This is a genomic window from Terrabacter sp. FW104-15G4B, from assembly GCF_058790095.1.
Genome location: NZ_JBYTCI010000029.1, coordinates 1 through 17,929 on the forward strand (window position 1 = coordinate 1; position 17,929 = coordinate 17,929).

General features: G+C 71.5%; 15 protein-coding genes. 13 read left to right on the forward strand and 2 right to left on the reverse strand.

Annotated elements, in window-relative coordinates:
* The first annotated feature begins 167 nt into the window (after positions 1-167).
* From rbfA to AC3WRT_RS17415, 6 genes are all read left to right on the forward strand, one after another.
* Entirely contained in the window at positions 168-665 is a 498-nt protein-coding gene (gene rbfA / locus AC3WRT_RS17390; RefSeq protein WP_492724153.1) for a 30S ribosome-binding factor RbfA, read from the forward strand.
* Positions 662-1,609, forward strand: coding sequence for a tRNA pseudouridine(55) synthase TruB (gene truB, locus AC3WRT_RS17395; RefSeq protein ID WP_492724155.1), 948 nt, complete (start codon positions 662-664; stop codon positions 1,607-1,609). The genes rbfA and truB overlap by 4 nt, the downstream gene beginning before the upstream one ends.
* Before the next feature lie 49 nt (positions 1,610-1,658).
* The gene (locus tag AC3WRT_RS17400; RefSeq protein WP_492724157.1) at positions 1,659-2,618 is read left to right on the forward strand and encodes a bifunctional riboflavin kinase/FAD synthetase; all 960 of its coding nucleotides are present in this window, start codon (positions 1,659-1,661) and stop codon (positions 2,616-2,618) included.
* 65 nt (positions 2,619-2,683) lie between these two features.
* A complete protein-coding gene (rodA, locus tag AC3WRT_RS17405; RefSeq protein ID WP_492724158.1) occupies positions 2,684-3,832 on the forward strand; it encodes a rod shape-determining protein RodA in 1,149 nt (382 codons plus the stop codon).
* A 170-nt stretch (positions 3,833-4,002) separates the two neighbouring features.
* On the forward strand, positions 4,003-5,865 hold the full coding sequence (locus tag AC3WRT_RS17410; RefSeq protein ID WP_492724160.1) for an AMP-dependent synthetase/ligase: 1,863 nt from the start codon (positions 4,003-4,005) through the stop codon (positions 5,863-5,865).
* 78 nt (positions 5,866-5,943) lie between these two features.
* Entirely contained in the window at positions 5,944-7,935 is a 1,992-nt protein-coding gene (locus AC3WRT_RS17415) for a TIGR03960 family B12-binding radical SAM protein (protein ID WP_492724162.1), read from the forward strand.
* Between the two features lie 54 nt (positions 7,936-7,989).
* Here the strand turns inward: AC3WRT_RS17415 and AC3WRT_RS17420 are convergent, their stop codons facing one another.
* Both AC3WRT_RS17420 and AC3WRT_RS17425 read right to left on the reverse strand, forming a co-directional pair.
* Complete coding sequence (locus AC3WRT_RS17420) at positions 7,990-8,523, reverse strand: NUDIX hydrolase family protein (protein WP_492724164.1); 534 nt, start codon at positions 8,521-8,523, stop codon at positions 7,990-7,992.
* Between the two features lie 42 nt (positions 8,524-8,565).
* The gene (locus AC3WRT_RS17425) at positions 8,566-9,930 is read right to left on the reverse strand and encodes an FAD-binding oxidoreductase (protein WP_492724165.1); all 1,365 of its coding nucleotides are present in this window, start codon (positions 9,928-9,930) and stop codon (positions 8,566-8,568) included.
* A gap of 253 nt (positions 9,931-10,183) precedes the next feature.
* Between AC3WRT_RS17425 and ileS the strand changes: the two genes are divergently transcribed.
* The 7 genes from ileS (at position 10,184) to AC3WRT_RS17460 (ending at position 17,926) form a co-directional block, all read left to right on the forward strand.
* A complete protein-coding gene (gene ileS / locus AC3WRT_RS17430) occupies positions 10,184-13,477 on the forward strand; it encodes an isoleucine--tRNA ligase (protein WP_492724167.1) in 3,294 nt (1,097 codons plus the stop codon).
* 38 nt (positions 13,478-13,515) lie between these two features.
* A complete protein-coding gene (locus tag AC3WRT_RS17435) occupies positions 13,516-14,070 on the forward strand; it encodes a GNAT family N-acetyltransferase (protein WP_492724169.1) in 555 nt (184 codons plus the stop codon).
* Entirely contained in the window at positions 14,067-15,458 is a 1,392-nt protein-coding gene (locus AC3WRT_RS17440) for a bifunctional folylpolyglutamate synthase/dihydrofolate synthase (RefSeq protein WP_492724170.1), read from the forward strand. The genes AC3WRT_RS17435 and AC3WRT_RS17440 overlap by 4 nt, the downstream gene beginning before the upstream one ends.
* Positions 15,459-15,521: 63 nt before the next feature.
* Positions 15,522-15,968, forward strand: a complete 447-nt coding sequence (locus tag AC3WRT_RS17445; protein ID WP_492724172.1) for a hypothetical protein — start codon at positions 15,522-15,524, stop codon at positions 15,966-15,968.
* 60 nt (positions 15,969-16,028) lie between these two features.
* Positions 16,029-16,448 carry a DUF4233 domain-containing protein gene (locus AC3WRT_RS17450; protein WP_492724174.1) on the forward strand — a complete coding sequence of 140 codons (420 nt, stop codon included), beginning with the start codon at positions 16,029-16,031 and terminating at the stop codon, positions 16,446-16,448.
* Complete coding sequence (gene ndk, locus AC3WRT_RS17455) at positions 16,445-16,873, forward strand: nucleoside-diphosphate kinase (RefSeq protein ID WP_492724176.1); 429 nt, start codon at positions 16,445-16,447, stop codon at positions 16,871-16,873. Before AC3WRT_RS17450 ends, ndk begins: the two co-directional genes overlap by 4 nt.
* Before the next feature lie 18 nt (positions 16,874-16,891).
* Positions 16,892-17,926, forward strand: a complete 1,035-nt coding sequence (locus AC3WRT_RS17460) for a rod shape-determining protein (protein ID WP_492724178.1) — start codon at positions 16,892-16,894, stop codon at positions 17,924-17,926.
* The last annotated feature ends 3 nt before the right edge of the window (positions 17,927-17,929 follow it).

Consider the following 17,929-nt stretch of genomic DNA (forward strand, 5'->3'; position numbering starts at 1 on the left):
GTCCCACCCGACCCGCGGACGGCCCCGGGGTGGAATGCGCGGGAGCCCGGGCTCGCTACTAGGGTGTTCACCACGTCGGCATACGTCGGCCAGTCCCTCCCGTGTCGGCTTGCGTCGGCCCGGATCGGGTAGGTCCGACCGCACGTTCCACGAAAGCAGAGGTAGCCATGGCTGACCCCGCCCGCGCCCGCAAGATAGCCGACCGGATCAAGGTCATCGTCGCCGAGTACCTCGAGTTCCGGCTCAAGGACGAACGCCTCGGCTTCGTCACCATCACCGACGCCCGGGTCACGGGCGACCTCCAGCACGCGTCGGTCTTCTACACCGTCTTCGGCAGCACCGAGGAGCGTCAGGCCACGGCCGACGTTCTCGAGGCGAACAAGGGCCGCATCCGCTCGGCGGTCGGCAAGGGCATCGGCATCCGCCTGACGCCATCGGTCGAGTTCATCGCCGACGCCCTGCCAGAGGGTGCCGCCCACCTCGAGGACCTCGTGGCCCAGACCCGGGCCCGCGACGAGGAGCTCGCGCGCGCTGCCGCGAACGCGAAGCCGGCCGGCGACCCCGACCCGTACAAGAAGCCGGTCGACCGGAGCCAGTCCGACAGCGACGCCGACGCCGACGACACCGTGGACGCCGAGGTGGACGCGGACGTCGAAGCCCGATGACCGACCGCTCGGGTCTGCTCGTCGTCGACAAGCCGGCCGGGTGGACCAGTCACGACGTCGTCGCGCGAGCCCGGCGCCTCTGCGGCACCCGCCGCGTGGGGCATGCCGGCGCGCTCGACCCGATGGCCACGGGCGTGCTCGTGCTCGGCGTCGACCGCGGCACCAAGCTGCTGACCTTCCTCGTCGGTTGCGACAAGGCGTATGCGGCGACGATCCGTCTCGGGATGGCGACCGTCACCGACGACGCCGAGGGAGAGGCGACCGAGGCGCTGGGCGTCGGGGACGTTCCGGCGCTCGAGGCCGCCCTGCCCGGCGCCGTGGCGGCCCTGACCGGGGACATCCAGCAGGTGCCGAGTGCGGTCAGTGCGATCAAGATCAAGGGCGTGCGCAGCTACACACGCGTGCGTGACGGGGACACGGTCGAGCTGCCGGCCCGCCCGGTGACCGTGAGCCGGTTCGACGTCCTCGCGGTGCGTCCGGGCAGGGCCGCAGTCGAGGTGGGGCCGGAGTTCGACGTCGTCGACGTCGACGTCGAGGTCGAGGTGTCATCGGGCACCTACGTGCGGGCGCTCGCCCGGGACCTCGGCGCCGCCCTCGGCGTCGGTGGGCACCTGACCGTCCTGCGGCGCACACGGGTGGGCCGCTTCGGGCTCGACGTCGCCGTCTCGCTCGACGAGCTGGCGGCCAGGTCGGAGGTCGACGGGCCGGACGGCATACCCCTGCTCCCGATCTCGGAGGCGGCCCGTGCGCAGCTGCCGGTGCACGCCGTCTCGGCCGAGGAGGCGGTGGCGCTCGGCTACGGCCAGCGGATCCCGAGCGCGGTCGCCGGTGCGCCTGCGGTGGCGGCGATCGACCCGGGCGGGCGACTCGTCGCCGTCCTCGACGAGACCCGCGCCACGGCGCGCGCCAAGGTGGTCTTCGCCGCGTCCGGCGCTGGGGCCTGAGGGCGTGCCCGCGCAGTCGCGCGTCGGACCGGCCACTACAGTGGGCGCCGTGCAGCGCTGGTACGGACTCGACGACATCCCGGTCGACCTCGGGCCCACCGTCGTGACCCTCGGCAACTTCGACGGGGTGCACCGCGGTCACCGTGAGGTGCTGACGCGCGTCGTGCGCGAGGCCGGCGCCCGCCACGCGATGCCCGTGGCCGTCACGTTCGAGCCGCACCCGATCGCGGTGCTCTACCCCGAGCGCGCGCCGGCGGCCGTCATGTCGCTCGAGCAGCGCCTCGACGCCCTCGAGTCGGTGGGCCTGGCCGCCGTGTTCGTCATCGAGTTCACGCGAGAGTTCGCGGAGCAGACGCCCGAGGAGTTCGTGCGCAGCACCTTCGTCGACGCCCTGGGGGCGTGTGCGGTCGTGGTCGGCAAGGACACCCGCTTCGGGGTGCGGAACTCCGGTGACGTCGACACCCTCCGCGAGCTGGGGTCGGCCCACGGCTTCGAGGTCGTCGCCCTGGAGGACATCGGCGAGGGTGCGCGCTGGAGCTCGACCCAGCTGCGTGGCGAGCTGCTGGCCGGCAACGTCGAGCACGCCGCCCAGATCCTCGGCCGTCCGCACCGCGTCACCGGCACCGTCGTGCACGGCGACCACCGCGGCCGCGAGCTCGGCTACCCGACGGCCAACCTCTCGCAGGACCACGAGGGCCTGGTGCCCGCGGACGGGGTGTATGCCGGGTGGCTCGTCCGCCTCGACCTGGACCCCACCGCCCCGGACCGCACGCTCCCGGCGGCCGTGTCGGTCGGGACCAACCCGACGTTCGACGGCCACCAGCGGCGCGTCGAGGCCTACGTCCTCGACCGCACCGACCTCGACCTCTACGGCGAGCGGGTGGTCGTCGACTTCGTCTCCCACCTGCGCCCCACGCTGAGGTTCGACTCCATCGACGCGCTCGTCGAGCAGATGGCCCAGGACGTGGCACGGTGTCGCGCGATCCTCTCGGCGATCGTCCCGTCGTAGCGAGGCCGGTGACCGGGCCCGCGGCGCCGCGCCCTGGGGCGCGTATGCCGCATGGCGTGCGGCGGATGGTCCCCTCGGGACGGTCGTGGCTGCAGGTCGACGTCGGCCTGCTCATCGGCGCCGTCGGCCTGTCGCTGGTGGGCGTCGTGCTGGTCTGGTCGGCCACCCGCTCCTCGGTCGGGGGAGCTGCGGCGCTCAAGCAGCTGGTGGCGCTTGCGGTCGGCGTCGGTGGGGCGGCCGCGCTGACGCGGTTGGACGTGCGGTCGGTGCGTGCGGCGGCTCCCGTCGTCTACGTGGTCGGCCTGCTGGGTCTCGCGGCCGTCGTCTCGCCGCTGGGGACCACCGTCAACGGCTCACGGTCGTGGATCCGCCTGCCCGGGGGGATGACGCTGCAGCCGTCGGAGCTGATGAAGGTCGCCCTCGTCGTCGGCCTCGCCATGCTGCTCGCCGAGCGGTCGGAACGGGGGCTGAGACAGCGCCACCGGGACGTCGCGCTCGCGTGGGTGGTGGCCGGCATTCCCGTCCTGCTCGTCCTGGCACAGCCCGACCTCGGCTCGGCCGTCGTGCTCCTGGCGATGTCGGTCGTCGTCATCGCCGCTGCCGGCGCGCCGGCATCCTGGACCCTCGCCGTCCTGGTCGTCGACGCGGGCGCCGTCGTGGCCGCTTTTCTCACCCCCGCGCTGTCGGCCTACCAGCGCAACCGGCTGCGGGCCTTCCTCGACCCGTCGCTCGACCCCCAGGGCATCGGCTACCAGACCCGCCAGGTGCGCATTGCCATCGGTTCAGGTGGTCTCGGCGGCCAGGGCCTGTTCGAGGGGCGCCAGACCCAAGGCGGGTTCATCCCCTTCCAGGAGACCGACTTCGTCTTCTCGGTGGCGGGCGAGGAGCTCGGCTTCCTTGGTGCGGCAGGTGTGGTCCTGCTCCTGGCGTTTCTCGTCGTGCGCTGCGTCGTCGTAGCGAGGCGCGCCGACGCGTTCGGGCGCCTCGTCGCCGTCGGGGTCGCCGTGTGGTTCGGTGTGCAGGCCTTCGAGAACATCGGGATGAACCTGGGCCTGATGCCGGTGACCGGTCTGCCCCTGCCGTTCGTGTCGAGCGGCGGGTCCTCGCTCATCGCGTCGTGGCTCGCCCTCGGCCTCGTCGGCAACGTGGCCGCGACGTCGAGCCGCCGGGAGCGGCGCCGGACGGTCCGTGCGGTGCGGCCGGTGCGCCGTTGACGGCGGTGGTGGCGCTGGGGGCGGCCGTGGCGAGGCGGTGGCCCTACGGTCACGTTTCGATGTGGGCGGAGCGCCGACACGTGACTGCGGCGCCGATTGTTGACATCATCCCGGCATGGCGGCCGCCGCAGACGCCGATGACGCGCAGCCGCAGTGACAAAGGAGTCAACATGCCCCTTCAGGCACTGGCCGACCGGCAGGTCGACCGCAACGTCCTCGACGGACGTGCGCCCAGCGTCGGCGCCCTCTTCCGCGGCCGGGTCCGGGCCACCCCCGACGCCCCGGCCTACCTCTACTTCGGCGACGGCGGGACCGAGCTGACGACGCTGACGTGGCGGCAGACGTACGACATCGTCGAGCAGTGGGCCGCCGGGCTGATCAGCTTGGGCGTGCAGCTCGAGGACCGGGTGGCGATCGCCTCGACCACGCGGGTCGAGTGGATCCTCGCCGACCTCGCCGTCATCTGCGCGGGCGGAGCGACGACGACCGTCTACCCGACGACGATTGCCGAGGACGTCGCCTACATCCTGACCGACTCCGGCAGCGCCATCGTCTTCGCCGAGAACGAGGAGCAGGTCGCCAAGCTGCAGCACGTCCGCTCCGAGGTGCCCGGTGTGCGCCAGGTCGTCGCGCTGACGGGGCCGGGCAGCGAGGACGGCTGGGTCATCACCACCGACGAGCTTGCCGAGCGCGGCCGGGAGTGGCTGGCCGCGACCCCCGACCTCGTCGACTCGCGCATCGACCAGCTCACCCCGGAGTCCCTCGCCGTGGTCATCTACACGTCCGGCACGACCGGGCGCCCCAAGGGCGTGCGCCTCGTCCATGACAGCGTCGTCTACGAGGGGGCCGTGATCGACGCCCTGGGCACCTTCACCAAGGACGACCTCCAGTTCCTGTGGCTGCCGCTCTCGCACGTCTTCGGCAAGATGCTGCTCGCCACGGGGCTGCAGATCGGCTTCCCGACCGCGGTGGACGGCCGCGTCGAGAAGATCGTCGACAACATGGCCGTGGTGCAGCCGACCTTCATGGCCGGGCCACCGCGGATCTTCGAGAAGGCGCACGGCCGCATCGCGCTGATGTTCGCGGGGGAGAAGGGCGTCAAGAAGAGGCTGATCGACTGGGCCCTCACGGTCGGCGGCGAGATGCGCGATGTGCTGGCCCGGGGCCAGGAGCCCTCCGCGGGGCTCAAGCGCCGGCACGGGCTCGCCACCAAGCTGGTCCTGCACAAGGTCCAGGAGCGCTTCGGCGGCCGGGTCCGCTTCATGATCAGCGGCTCCGCGCCGCTCAACGCCGACGTCGCCCGCTGGTTCGGGTCGGTGGGCCTGCTCGTGCAGGAGGGCTACGGACTCACCGAGACCTCCTCGGGCACCACGGTCAACGCACCCGACCACGGCTCGTACCAGTACGGCTCCGTCGGCTGGCCGCTCCCGGGCACCGAGGTCCGGATCGCCGAGGATGACGGCGAGATCCTCGTCAGGGGCCCCGGCGTCATGCGCGGCTACCACAACAACCCCGAGGCGACCGCCGAGGTGCTGACCGAGGACGGCTGGTTCCACACCGGCGACATCGGCCGCATCGACGAACGCGGCTTCCTCTACGTCACCGACCGCAAGAAGGACGTCTTCAAGACCTCCGGCGGCAAGTACATCGCGCCGGCGGAGATCGAGGCCCGGTTCAAGGGGCTGTGCCCCTTCGTCAGCCAGTTCCTCGTGCACGGCGCCGGGCACAACTACGCGACGGCGCTGGTCACCCTCGACCCCGACGCCGTGGCCGCGTGGGCCCCGACCGCCGGGCTGGCGGGCCGGCCCTACTCCGAGGTGGTCACCTCGGGGCAGGCGCACGCGCTCGTGCAGGGCTACGTCGACGGGCTCAACGCAGGCCTCAATCGCTGGGAGACGATCAAGAAGTTCACCATCCTCGACAAGGACCTCACGATCGAGGAGGGCGACCTCACGCCGAGCATGAAGCTGCGCCGCAAGGCGGTCACCGAGAAGCACCGGGCCGAGCTCGACGCCATGTACGACGGCAGCTGATCGGAGAAGCACTTCGTCCGCCGTCACGACGGCGTCTGGGGACCAAGTGCTCCGTCGATCGTCACGTACCATGGCGGGATGCCCGGAGAGTCACTGTTCAACGCCCTCGAGCCCCTCCTGGAGAAGGTCAACAAGCCCATCCAGTACGTCGGCGGCGAGCTCAACTCCACGGTCAAGGACTGGCACGTCGGTGGGCACGGCCCCGGCGGCGAGGAGCTGACCACGCGTTGGGCGCTGATGTACCCCGACGCATACGAGGTCGGCGTCCCCAACCAGGGCGTCATGATCCTCTACGAGGTCCTCAACGAACGTGCCGACGCCCTCGCCGAGCGCACGTATGCCGTGTGGCCCGACATGGAGGCACAGCTGCGGGAGGCGGGCCTGCCGCAGTTCACCGTCGACGGCCACCGCTCGGTGCGCGACTTCGACCTCTTCGGCCTCAGCTTCTCCACCGAGCTCGGCTACACCAACATGCTGACCGCGCTCGACCTCGCCGGCATCCCGCTGCACGCGGGCGACCGCGACGTCGACGACCCGATCGTCATCGCGGGCGGTCACGCCGCCTTCAACCCCGAACCGATCGCCTCGTTCCTCGACGCCGCCATCGTCGGCGACGGCGAGCAGGCCGTGCTCACGGTCACCGACATCGTGGGGGAGTGGAAGGCGCAGGGCCGCCCCGGCGGCCGCCGGGAGGTGCTCCTGCGCCTCGCCCGCACCGGTGGCGTCTACGTCCCGGCCTTCTACGACGTCTCCTACCTGCCCGACGGGCGCATCCAGCGCGTCGCTCCGGCCGCAGACGCCCACGGCGTGCCGTGGCGCGTGGCCAAGCACACCGTCATGGACCTCGACGCGTGGCCCTACCCGAAGCAGCCGCTCGTGCCGCTCGCCGAGTCGGTGCACGAACGCATGTCGGTCGAGATCTTCCGCGGCTGCACGCGCGGCTGCCGCTTCTGCCAGGCCGGCATGATCACGCGCCCCGTGCGCGAGCGGTCGATCACCGGCATCGGCGAGATGGTCGAGCGCGGGCTCGCCGCGACGGGCTTCGAGGAGGTGGGCCTGCTCTCCCTGAGCTCGGCCGACCACTCCGAGATCGCCGACCTCACCAAGGGCCTCGCCGACCGCTACGAGGGCACCCAGACGGGGCTCTCGCTGCCCTCGACCCGTGTCGACGCGTTCAACATCGACCTCGCCAACGAGCTGACCCGCAACGGTCGCCGCTCGGGCCTGACGTTCGCCCCCGAGGGCGGGTCGGAGCGCATGCGCAGGGTGATCAACAAGATGGTGTCCGAGGAGGACCTCATCAACACCGTCGCCGCGGCCTACGGCGCCGGCTGGCGGCAGGTGAAGCTCTACTTCATGTGCGGCCTACCCACCGAGACCGACGAGGACGTGCTCCAGATCGCCGAGCTCGCCAAGCGGGTCATCGAGACGGGTCGTCAGGTCTCGGGCCGCCGCGACATCCGCTGCACCGTCTCGATCGGTGGTTTCGTGCCCAAGCCGCACACGCCGTTCCAGTGGGCCTCGCAGCTCGGCGTCGAGGAGACCGACGCACGCCTGGCGAAGCTGCGCGACGCGATCCGCGCCGACAAGCGCTACGGGTCGTCCATCGGGTTCCGCTACCACGACGGCCAGCCGGGCATCATCGAGGGACTGCTCTCGCGCGGTGACCGCCGCGTGGGACGCGTCATCGAGGCAGTCTGGCGCGACGGCGGTCGCTTCGACGGGTGGAGCGAGCACTTCTCCTACGAGCGGTGGACGCGGTGCGCCGACGAGGCGCTCGCCGACCTGCCGGTCGACCTCGCCTGGTACACCACGCGTGAGCGCGGCCAGTCCGAGGTCCTGCCCTGGGACCACCTCGACTCCGGCCTCGACAAGGACTGGCTCTGGGAGGACTGGCAGGACGCCCTCGACGAGACCGAGGTCGACGACTGCCGCTGGACGCCCTGCTTCGACTGCGGCGTGTGTCCTCAGATGGGCACGGAGATAGAGATCGGCCCGACCGGCAAGACCCTGCTGCCGCTCACTGTCCTCGGCTCCGGTCGTCAGGACCTCCTCGAGCACCAGCACTGATCCCCGGACGCCGCGCACCCCGGCTGCGCCGGGGGCCGGCTGCGTCCGGGCCGCTCAGACGGGGAAGCCGACGTGGGCGAGCGCCGCGCGTACGAGGACCCCGTGGGAGCCGGGCATCTCGCCGCGCGCAGCGAGCGAGGCGGCTTCCTCGGGGGTGACCCACGACAGGTCGAGGGCGTCCTGCTGCGGGCGGCAGTCGCCCATGACCGGGACGACGAAGGCCAGCGAGACGGCGTGCTGCCGCGGGTCGTGGAACGGCGTGACGCCGGGTGTCGGGAAGAACTCGGCGACCGTGAACGGCTGCGGGGACAGCGGGATCCGGGGGAGCGCCATCGGCCCGAGGTCGCTCTCGACGTGCCGCACCAGGGCGTCGCGCACGCGCTCGTGGTAGAGCACGCGGCCGCCGACGACCTCCTGGCCGATGCCCCCGTCGCTGTCGGCGCGCAGCAGCAGGCCCACGTGGGTGACGACGCCGCGGTCGTCGACGCGGACCGGGATCGCGTGGACGTAGAGGATCGGCAGTCGGTCACGGGCGTTGTCGAGGTCCTCGCGGCTCAGCCACGCACCCGTCGTCTCCACTTCGGTCATGCCGCCATCCTGCCAAACGCCCGCCGAGGGCCGGGGCGCGGTCTAGCCTGCGGCGAAGACCTTGCCCGGGTTCATGATCCCCAGCGGGTCGAAGACGGCCTTGAGCCGGCGCTGGCGGGCCAGCTCCGCGCCACCGAGCTCCAGCCCCAGCCACGGCACCTTGACCGACCCGATGCCGTGCTCGCCGCTGATCGTGCCGCCGAGCGAGAGGCCGAGCCGGATGACGTCGTCGAAGGCCTCCCACGCCCGCGCGAGACTTTCGGGGTCGTCGTAGGCGTAGACGATCGACGGGTGGAGGTTGCCGTCGCCGGCGTGGCCACTGACCGGGATGAGGACCGACCGTTGATGCCCGATCGCCTCGATGCCTCGCACGAACTCGGCGAGCCGCCCCACCGGCACGCACACGTCCTCGGCGAGCCGGCCGCCCATCGCCTCGAAGGCCGTGCTCATGACACGCCGCCCGGCCAGCAGTGCCTCCGACTCCTGGGCATCGTCGGCGACCGCCACCTCGACGGCGCCCGCGTCGCCCAGCAGGCCGGCATACCTGGCGAGGTCGTCGGCAACGTGTCCAGGGCGGTCGGACTGGACGAGCAGCACGGCGGCGCAGTCGTCGGGGAAGCCGAAGTCGCCGAACGACTGGATGGCGCGCACGCTCGAGCGATCGATGATCTCCAGCAGGCAGGGGCGGTGCCGGTCCCGACGCAGCGCGACGATTCCCGCGACGGCGGCGTCGAGCGAGTCGAAGACCGCCAGGGCCGTCAGGGCTGGGTCCGGAGCCGGCTCCAGTCGTACCACCGCCTCCGTCACGACGCCGAGCGTGCCCTCCGAGCCGACGAAGAGGCCGGTGAGGTCGTAGCCGGCGACCCCCTTGGCCGTCCGATGTCCGGTGCGCATGACCTCGCCGCCGGGCAGGACGACCTGCAGCGCCTTGACCCAGTCGGAGGTGACGCCGTACTTCACGCAGCAGAGGCCGCCGGCGTTCGTCGCGACGTTGCCGCCGATCGTGCACGTCTCCCACGACGCCGGGTCGGGCCCGTAGAAGAGGCCCGCTGCCGCGGCCGCGCGCTTGAGGTCCGCGTTGACGACGCCGGGGCCGACGACGGCATACCCCTCCAGCTCGTCGATGTCGTGGATCGCGTCGAGCGCCTCGACGTTGAGCACGATGCACCGGTCGGAGGCGACGGCGCCGCCGGACCGCGACGTCCGCGCCCCCTGCGGGACGACGGGCGTCCTGGTGGCCGCCGCGTGCTCGAGTACCGCCACGACGTCGTCGACGTCGCGAGCGCGGACCACCGTGAAGTCGTCGGGGGGAGGAGCGAGGGTGACCGTGGCGTCCACCGCATACGACCGGCGCACGTCGGCGTCGGTGACCTCACGTCGGGCGATCCGCTCGGGCAGTCCAGGCACGCCATCAGGCTAGACTGACCGGCACAGGCGTTCGAGCCGTCATCAGCGGCGAGCCTCCGGAAGAACAGGGCGCAAGCTCCCACTAGACCCGGACGGGTGGGCCCGTCACAGCCTTCGACAAGAGCGGTCGTATGCGGTCTGCCCGGTGGTTGGGCGCGTGCGGCAAGCGGGGTGGTACCGCGGCAGCCTCCGTCAGGAGACGTCGTCCTCGTGGCAGAGCGACCGACCGACGCCAACGCAGGAGACCACGAGCATGACCTACCCCAAGGTCACCACGAACGACGACGCCGGCCAGCCCTCGGCCGGCGGCGGTGTCCCGTCCAAGCCACGCTTCCCCGAGATCGAGCAGCGGGTCCTGAAGTACTGGGACGAGGACGGCACCTTTCTCGCGTCGGTCGAGGGCCGCGACCCCGGCACCGACGGTGACAACGAGTTCGTCTTCTACGACGGGCCGCCCTTCGCCAACGGCCTGCCCCACTACGGCCACCTGCTCACCGGCTACGTCAAGGACATCGTCCCGCGCTACCAGACGATGCGCGGCAAGCGCGTCGAGCGGCGCTTCGGCTGGGACACCCACGGTCTGCCCGCCGAGCTCGAGGCGCAGCGCCAGCTCGGCCTCAAGACCAAGCAGGACATCGTCGAGCTCGGCATCGACCGCTTCAACGACGCCTGTCGCAGCTCGGTGCTGAAGTACACGGGCGAGTGGCGCGACTACGTCACCCGCCAGGCTCGCTGGGTGGACTTCGACCACGACTACAAGACGCTCGAGCCCGACTACATGGAGTCGGTCATCTGGGCGTTCAAGCAGCTGCACGACAAGGGCCTGGTCTACGAGGGCTTCCGCGTGCTGCCCTACTGCTGGAACGACCAGACGCCGCTGTCCAACCACGAGCTGCGCATGGACGACGACGTCTACAAGATGCGCCAGGACCCGGCCGTCACGATCGGCCTGCGCCTCGAGACCGGCGAGCTCGCCCTCGTCTGGACGACGACGCCGTGGACCCTGCCGGCCAACCTCGGCATCATGGTCGGCCCGGACATCGACTACGTCGTCGTCGAGTCCGACGCCACCGGCACGACGGAGCGCTACGTCATCGGTGCGGCACGCCTCGCGGCCTACGCCAAGGACCTCTTGGGTCCCGACGTCGACCCGGCCGGCCTCGACGAGCGGGTCGTCGCGCGCCTCAAGGGCAGCGACCTCGTGGGCCGATCCTTCACGCCGCCCTTCTCCTACTACGTCGGTCACGAGCGCGCGCACCGCGTCTTCCCCGCCGAGTTCGTCACCACCGAGGACGGCACCGGGCTCGTCCACACCGCAGGCGCGTTCGGTGAGGAGGACAAGATCGTCACCGACGCGGCCGGCATCGAGCCGGTCATCCCCGTCGGCCCCGACGGCCGCTTCCTCTGGCCGGTCACCGACTACGAGGGCATGCACGTGTTCGACGCGAACGCGCACATCATCGACCACCTCAAGGCGGCCACCCGCGGTGAGGGCGAGACGGGCTCCGTCACCCCCGGCACGGTGCTGCTGCGCCGCGAGACCTACGACCACAGCTACCCGCACTGCTGGCGCTGCCGCGAGCCGCTCATCTACATGGCGGTCTCGTCGTGGTTCGTCGAGGTCACCAAGATCAAGGAGCGGATGCTCGAGCTCAACCAGCAGATCGAGTGGACGCCCTCGCACATCAGGGACGGCCAGTTCGGCAAGTGGCTGGCCAACGCCCGTGACTGGTCGATCTCACGAAACCGCTTCTGGGGCAGCCCGATCCCGGTGTGGAAGTCCGACAACCCGGAGTTCCCGCGGGTCGACGTCTACGGCTCGTTCGAGGAGCTCGAGCACGACTTCGGCGTCACGGTCACCGACCTGCACCTTCCCTTCATCGACAGCCTCACCCGTCCGAACCCCGACGACCCCACGGGCCGGTCGACGATGCGCCGCGTCGAGGACGTGCTCGACGTCTGGTTCGACTCGGGCTCGATGAGCTTCGCGCAGGTGCACTACCCCTTCGAGAACGCCGAGTGGTTCGAGCACCACTTCCCGGGCGACTTCATCGTCGAGTACATCGGCCAGACGCGCGGCTGGTTCTACACGCTGCACATCCTCGCCACGGCCCTCTTCGACCGGCCCGCCTTCAAGACGTGCGTCAGCCACGGCATCGTGCTGGGCTCCGACGGCCAGAAGATGAGCAAGTCGCTGCGCAACTACCCCGACGTCCGGGAGGTCTTCGACCGCGACGGCGCCGACGCCATGCGGTGGTTCCTGATGAGCAGCCCGATCCTGCGCGGCGGCAACCTCGTCGTGACGGAGCAGGGCATCCGCGACGGGGTGCGCCAGGTGATGATCCCGCTGTGGAACGCCTGGTCGTTCTTCGCGCTCTACGCCAACACCGCCCGCGGTGGTGAGGGCTACGAGGCGAAGCGCTCGACGGCGTCGACGGACGTGCTCGACCGCTACCTGCTCGCCAAGCTGCGCGAGTTCGTCGGCGACATGACCGAGCAGCTCGACGCATACGAGATCGCCGCTGCGTGCGACACGATGCGTGGCTTCCTCGACGTGCTGACCAACTGGTACATCCGCCGCTCGCGCGACCGGTTCTGGGGCGGCGAGACCGACGAGTCGCTCGCGGCCTTCGACACCTTGTGGACGGCGCTCGAGACGGTCACCCGTGCCACGGCGCCGCTGCTGCCGCTCGTCACCGAGGAGATCTGGCGCGGCCTGACCGGCGGCCGCTCGGTGCACCTGGCCGACTACCCCACGGTCGACGACCTCCCTGCCGACCACGAGCTCGTCGTGGCGATGGACCGCGCCCGCGAGATCTGCTCCACGGGCTCGAGCCTGCGCAAGGCCCGCGGGCTGCGCGCGCGCCTGCCCCTGGCCGAGCTGACCGTCGTGGCTCCCGACCCTGCCGGCCTCGAGCCCTTCCGGGCGATCATCCAGGATGAGCTCAACGTCAAGGCGCTGACCCTCGTCGACGTCGCCACCGCGAGCGAGGCCGACTTCGGTGTCACCCAGCGCCTGACCGTCAACGCGCGAGCCGCCGGTCCGCGCCTCGGCAAGGACGTCCAGCGCGCCATCAAGGGCAGCAAGTCGGGTGACTGGTCCGTCGACGCCGAGGGCACTGTGACGGCGGGCGGCCTGGCCCTCGTCGAGGGGGAGTACGCCCTCGAGACCGTGGTGGCCGGCGACGGCGCCACCTCCGGAGCCACGGCGATGCTGCCGTCCGGCGGCTTCGTCGTGCTCGACACGACCGTCACCCCCGAGCTCGCCTCGGAGGGCCTGGCCCGCGACCTCGTCCGTGCGGTCCAGCAGGCCCGGCGCGACACCGGCCTGCACGTCAGCGACCGCATCAGCCTGACGGTCCAGGGCGGGGCCGAGGTCTTCGAGGCCACCGTGACCCACCGCGACCTCATCGTCGGCGAGACCCTCGCGACGCAGTTCGCCGCGGCAGGACTCGACCACACGCTGCCGGACGGGCTGCCCGGCAGCCCCACCGAGGTGGTCGTCGGCGACGGCCACCCGGCCACGATCCTGGTGGTCAAGCGATGAGCGCCGCCAACCGCGAGGACGACCTGGAGGGTGCCGACGTGAGCACGATTTCCGACCCGACCGACCGTGACCGGAGCGGCTTGCGCGCGACGCGCGACGGCGTCGTCGTGCGCGGGGCCGTCGGCGACGACCTGGCGGGTGTCCTGTCCGTCGGGCACCGCACGTGGCTCGCCACGTACGAGCCGATCGCCGGGCCCGAGTACGTCGCGATGGGCCTGGCCAAGTGGTGGACGAGCGACGTCGTGACCGACTCGATCCGCAAGGGGCGCACCCTCGTCGCCGTCGAAGGCGACGAGGTCGTCGGTGTGGCGACCTTCGGCCCGCAGGACGACGCCCTGGTGCTGTGGAAGCTCTACGTCCTGCCGGAGCACCACCGCCACGGGGTCGGCTCGCGGCTGCTGGAGGCGGTCGTCGAGCGCGCCCAGGAGGGCGGCCTCCGGCGCATCTCCCTGTCGTATCTCGACGGCAACCAGCAAGCGGCCCGCTTCTACACGAGGCACGGGTTCACCGAGACGCACCGGGAGACGCCGGGCTCCGGCCTGCCCGAGAGCGTCTGGATGGTGCGCGAGCTGGGCGGGGGTGAGCCGGCATGAGCGGTCGCCCCGACGCCGCGTCCCTCGAGGCCGCCCGCAACCTCGAGGAGATGAAGCGGATGCGCGAGATCGAGGAGGAGATCCTCGCCCGCGCCCCGGAGAACGACATCGGCCCGTCGCTCGACCGCATCCGTGCCGTCATGGAGCTCGCCGGAGACCCCCAGCGCAGCTACCCCTCGATCCACCTCACCGGCACGAACGGCAAGACGTCCACGAGCCGGATGATCGACTCCATCCTGCGCGAGACCGGGCTGTCGACCGGGCGCTTCACCTCGCCGCACCTGCACGACATCCGCGAACGGATCACCCTCTCCGGCAAGCCGATCCCGCGCGAGAAGTTCATCGCCGCCTACGACGAGGTGGCCCCGCTCGTCGAGCTGGTCGACGCACGCTCCCTCGAGTCGGGTGGCCGGCGGATGAACTTCTTCGAGGTGCTCGTCGCGCTCGCCTACGCCGCGTTCGCCGACGCGCCGGTCGACGTCGCGATCATCGAGGTCGGCCTCGGCGGCTCGTGGGACGCGACGAACGTCATCGACGCGCAGGTCGCCGTGGTCACGCCCGTCGACCTCGACCACACGCACCTGCTCGGTGACGACGTCGTCTCGATCGCCCAGGAGAAGAGCGGCATCATCAAGGCCGACTCCGTGACCGTCTCGGGCGTGCAGGACGAGGACGTCGCCCGCGTCCTCCTCGACCGCGTCGAGGAGGTCGGCGGTGCCCGGATCGTCTTCGAGGGCAACGACTTCGGCGTGCTCGCACGCGAGGTCGCGCTCGGCGGCCAGCAGGTCTCCCTCAGAGGCCTGGCGGGGGAGTATGCCGATCTCTTCCTCCCGCTCCACGGCGCGCACCAGGCGAGCAACCTCGCCACCGCCGTCGCGGCCGTCGAGTCCTTCCTCGGCGGCGGCGAGCAGCGCATCGAGCCGGACGTGCTCACGGCCGCGGTCGCGGCGATGACCTCGCCCGGACGCCTCGAGGTGGTCCGGCGCTCCCCGACGGTCCTCGTCGATGCCGCGCACAACCCGCACGGCGCACGGTCGCTCGTCGCGGCGCTCGAGGAGTCCTTCGGCTTCACCCGGCTGGTGGGGCTCGTGGGCATCGTCGAGGACAAGGACGCGGCCGGGATGCTCGAGGTGCTCGAGCCGGCCCTCGACCACATCGTCGTCACCCGCAGCTCGTCTCCGCGGGCGATGCGGCCTGAGGCGCTGGGCAGGCTTGCCGTCGACCTCTTCGGCGAGTCTCGGGTGACGGTGGTCCGCGACCTTCCCGACGCGCTCGAGCAGGCCGTGACCATCGCCGAGGCCGACGGCATGGGCGGCGGCGTCATCGCCACCGGGTCGGTCATCACTGCGGGCGAGGTGCGGATGCTCCTCGACCACACCGACGTCTGACGCGACCCGCTGCACGACCCGCTCCCACGACCCGCTCCACGACCCGGACCTAGGCTGGCACCCATGCACCCCCTGGTGAAGCTCGTCCTTCTCGTCATCCTCGTCATGATCGCCGTTGTCGTGTGGGGGCGGGTCATGGGACGCAAGGACCCCGACCGCGAGCTGGTCGGGCTGACCGACACGGTCCGCGCCCGGGTCAGCCGCGAGATCAGTGCCGGCCACAAGATCAACGCCATCAAGATCTACCGCGAGGCGACGGGCGCCCCGCTCGCCGACGCCAAGCGCGCCGTCGACAGCTGGTTCGTCCCGGGCCAGGGCCCGGGCGTGCGTGACGCCGCAGCCTCCTACACCCAGGGCCGGCTGACGGACGAGGCGCGGGCCCGCATCAGCGAGCTCATCGTCGCAGGCCGGCGCGAGGACGCGATGAGCCTCTACGCCGAGGCGACGGGCGCGAGCGGCTCAGAGGCGCAGGCCATCATCCGGACCTGGGACACCTCCCAGAACTACTGAGCCGCACCACGCAGGCGCACGCCTGAGCCGCACGACCGACACCCGAGGCAGACCCACCCCATGCGTTCGATCATCTTCTACGGCCGGACCGGCAAGTTCACCTTCCGCATGCTCGCGACGGTGCTCGGCGGCGAGTCCATCTGCATCCTGCTCGGCGCCCTCGTGGCCCGGGCCGTCGCCGCCACCGACCAGGGCACCGGCAACGGCACGGCATACCTCGTCGTCGGTATCGGGCTCGGCGCCCTGTGCATCGTCGCGGCGGGACTCATGCGACGCCCGTGGGGCGTCACTGTGGGGTGGGTCGTCCAGGCACTCGCCCTGCTCAGCGCGTTCGTGGTTCCGATGATGCTCGTCGTCGGTCTCTTCTTCCTCGCCCTCTGGATCACCTGTCTGGTCAAGGGTGGCCAGATCGACGCCGAGATCGCCCGGCGCGAAGCCGCCGCGGGCGGGGACGACCCGGCCGATAGGGTGGACGGGTGACCATCGAACGCTCCCTCGTCCTCGTCAAACCCGACGGTTTCCAGCGCGGCCTCACCGGTGAGGTGCTGCGTCGCATCGAGGCGAAGGGCTACCGTCTGGCCGCCCTCTCCGTGCTGACGCCCACCCGCGAGCAGCTCGGTGCCCACTACGCCGAGCACGAGGGCAAGCCGTTCTACGCGCCGCTCGTGGACTTCATGAGCTCGGGCCCCGTGGCCGCCGTCGTCATCGAGGGGCAGGACTGCGTCAAGGGCTTCAGAGGCCTGGCCGGCGCCACCAACCCCACCGACGCCGCGCCCGGCACGATCCGCGGCGACCTCGGTCGCGACTGGGGAACCAAGGTCCAGCAGAACATCGTGCACGGTTCCGACTCCCACGAGTCCGCCACACGCGAGATCGGCATCTGGTTCCCCGATCTGGGGGCCTGACCGGGGCACAATCTCGGCATGACCTCCCGACCGTGGCTGCGCCCCCTCGGGCGTGACCTCGCGATCGACCTCGGGACCGCGAACACCCTGATCCACGAACGGGGCCGCGGCGTCGTCGTCGAGGAGCCGTCGGTCGTGGCCGTGGAGGTCGGCACCGGCCGGCTGGTCGCCGCCGGCACCCGTGCCAAGGAGATGCTCGGCCGGTCGCCGGGCACGATCCGGGCCGTGCGCCCGCTCCGCGACGGTGTCGTCTCCGACGCCGACGAGACGGAGCGCATGCTGCGATGGTTCATCGACCAGGTGCGCACCTCACGCCTCGTGCGGCCCCGGATGGTGCTCTGCGTCCCGAGCGAGGTCACCGGCGTCGAGCGCCGGGCCCTCGAGGACGCCGCCACCCGGTGCGGCGCCCGCCGGGTCTACATGATCGAGGAGCCGATGGCGGCCGCCATCGGTGCCGGCCTGCCCGTCTACGACACGGCCGCCAGCATGGTCGTCGACATCGGCGGGGGCACCACCGACGTCGCGGTCATCAGCCTCGGCGGCATCGTCACGTCCACCTCGCGGCGCATCGCGGGCGACGAGATCGACGAAGCCCTCGTCAGCCACGTCAAGAGCGAGTACTCCCTGCTGCTGGGCGAGCGCAGCGCCGAGGACATCAAGGTCGCCGTCGGCTCGGTTTTCCCGCTCCGCCAGGAGCTGACGACCCGGCTGCGCGGTCGGGACCTCGTGACCGGGCTGCCCAAGACGGTCCAGGTCGGGTCGGTCGAGGTGCGCCGCGCCATCGAGGGCCCGGTCCTGCAGATCATCGAGCTCGTCCGCGCTACCCTCGACGTGTGCCCGCCCGAGCTCGCCGGCGACATTCTCGACCGCGGCATCACGCTGACCGGCGGGGGAGCCCTGCTGCGGGGCCTCGACGAGCGGATGCGCCACGAGCTCGGCGTGCCGGTCCGGGTCGCCGAGGACCCCTTGCGCGCCGTGGCCCGCGGCGCCGGCCGGTGCGTCGACGACTTCGCGAGCCTCGAGCAGGTCCTCGTCGGTGACAACCGCCTCTGACGC

Coding starts and splice junctions, on each gene's coding strand:
- rodA (WP_492724158.1), top strand. CDS start 2,684: ATGGTCCCCTCGGGACGGTCGTGGCTGCAGGTCGACGTCGGCCTGCTC.
- AC3WRT_RS17415 (WP_492724162.1), top strand. CDS start 5,944: ATGCCCGGAGAGTCACTGTTCAACGCCCTCGAGCCCCTCCTGGAGAAG.
- AC3WRT_RS17450 (WP_492724174.1), top strand. CDS start 16,029: ATGCGTTCGATCATCTTCTACGGCCGGACCGGCAAGTTCACCTTCCGC.
- AC3WRT_RS17445 (WP_492724172.1), top strand. CDS start 15,522: ATGCACCCCCTGGTGAAGCTCGTCCTTCTCGTCATCCTCGTCATGATC.
- AC3WRT_RS17410 (WP_492724160.1), top strand. CDS start 4,003: ATGCCCCTTCAGGCACTGGCCGACCGGCAGGTCGACCGCAACGTCCTC.
- AC3WRT_RS17440 (WP_492724170.1), top strand. CDS start 14,067: ATGAGCGGTCGCCCCGACGCCGCGTCCCTCGAGGCCGCCCGCAACCTC.
- rbfA (WP_492724153.1), top strand. CDS start 168: ATGGCTGACCCCGCCCGCGCCCGCAAGATAGCCGACCGGATCAAGGTC.
- AC3WRT_RS17420 (WP_492724164.1), bottom strand. CDS start 8,523: ATGACCGAAGTGGAGACGACGGGTGCGTGGCTGAGCCGCGAGGACCTC.
- ileS (WP_492724167.1), top strand. CDS start 10,184: ATGACCTACCCCAAGGTCACCACGAACGACGACGCCGGCCAGCCCTCG.
- AC3WRT_RS17460 (WP_492724178.1), top strand. CDS start 16,892: ATGACCTCCCGACCGTGGCTGCGCCCCCTCGGGCGTGACCTCGCGATC.
- truB (WP_492724155.1), top strand. CDS start 662: ATGACCGACCGCTCGGGTCTGCTCGTCGTCGACAAGCCGGCCGGGTGG.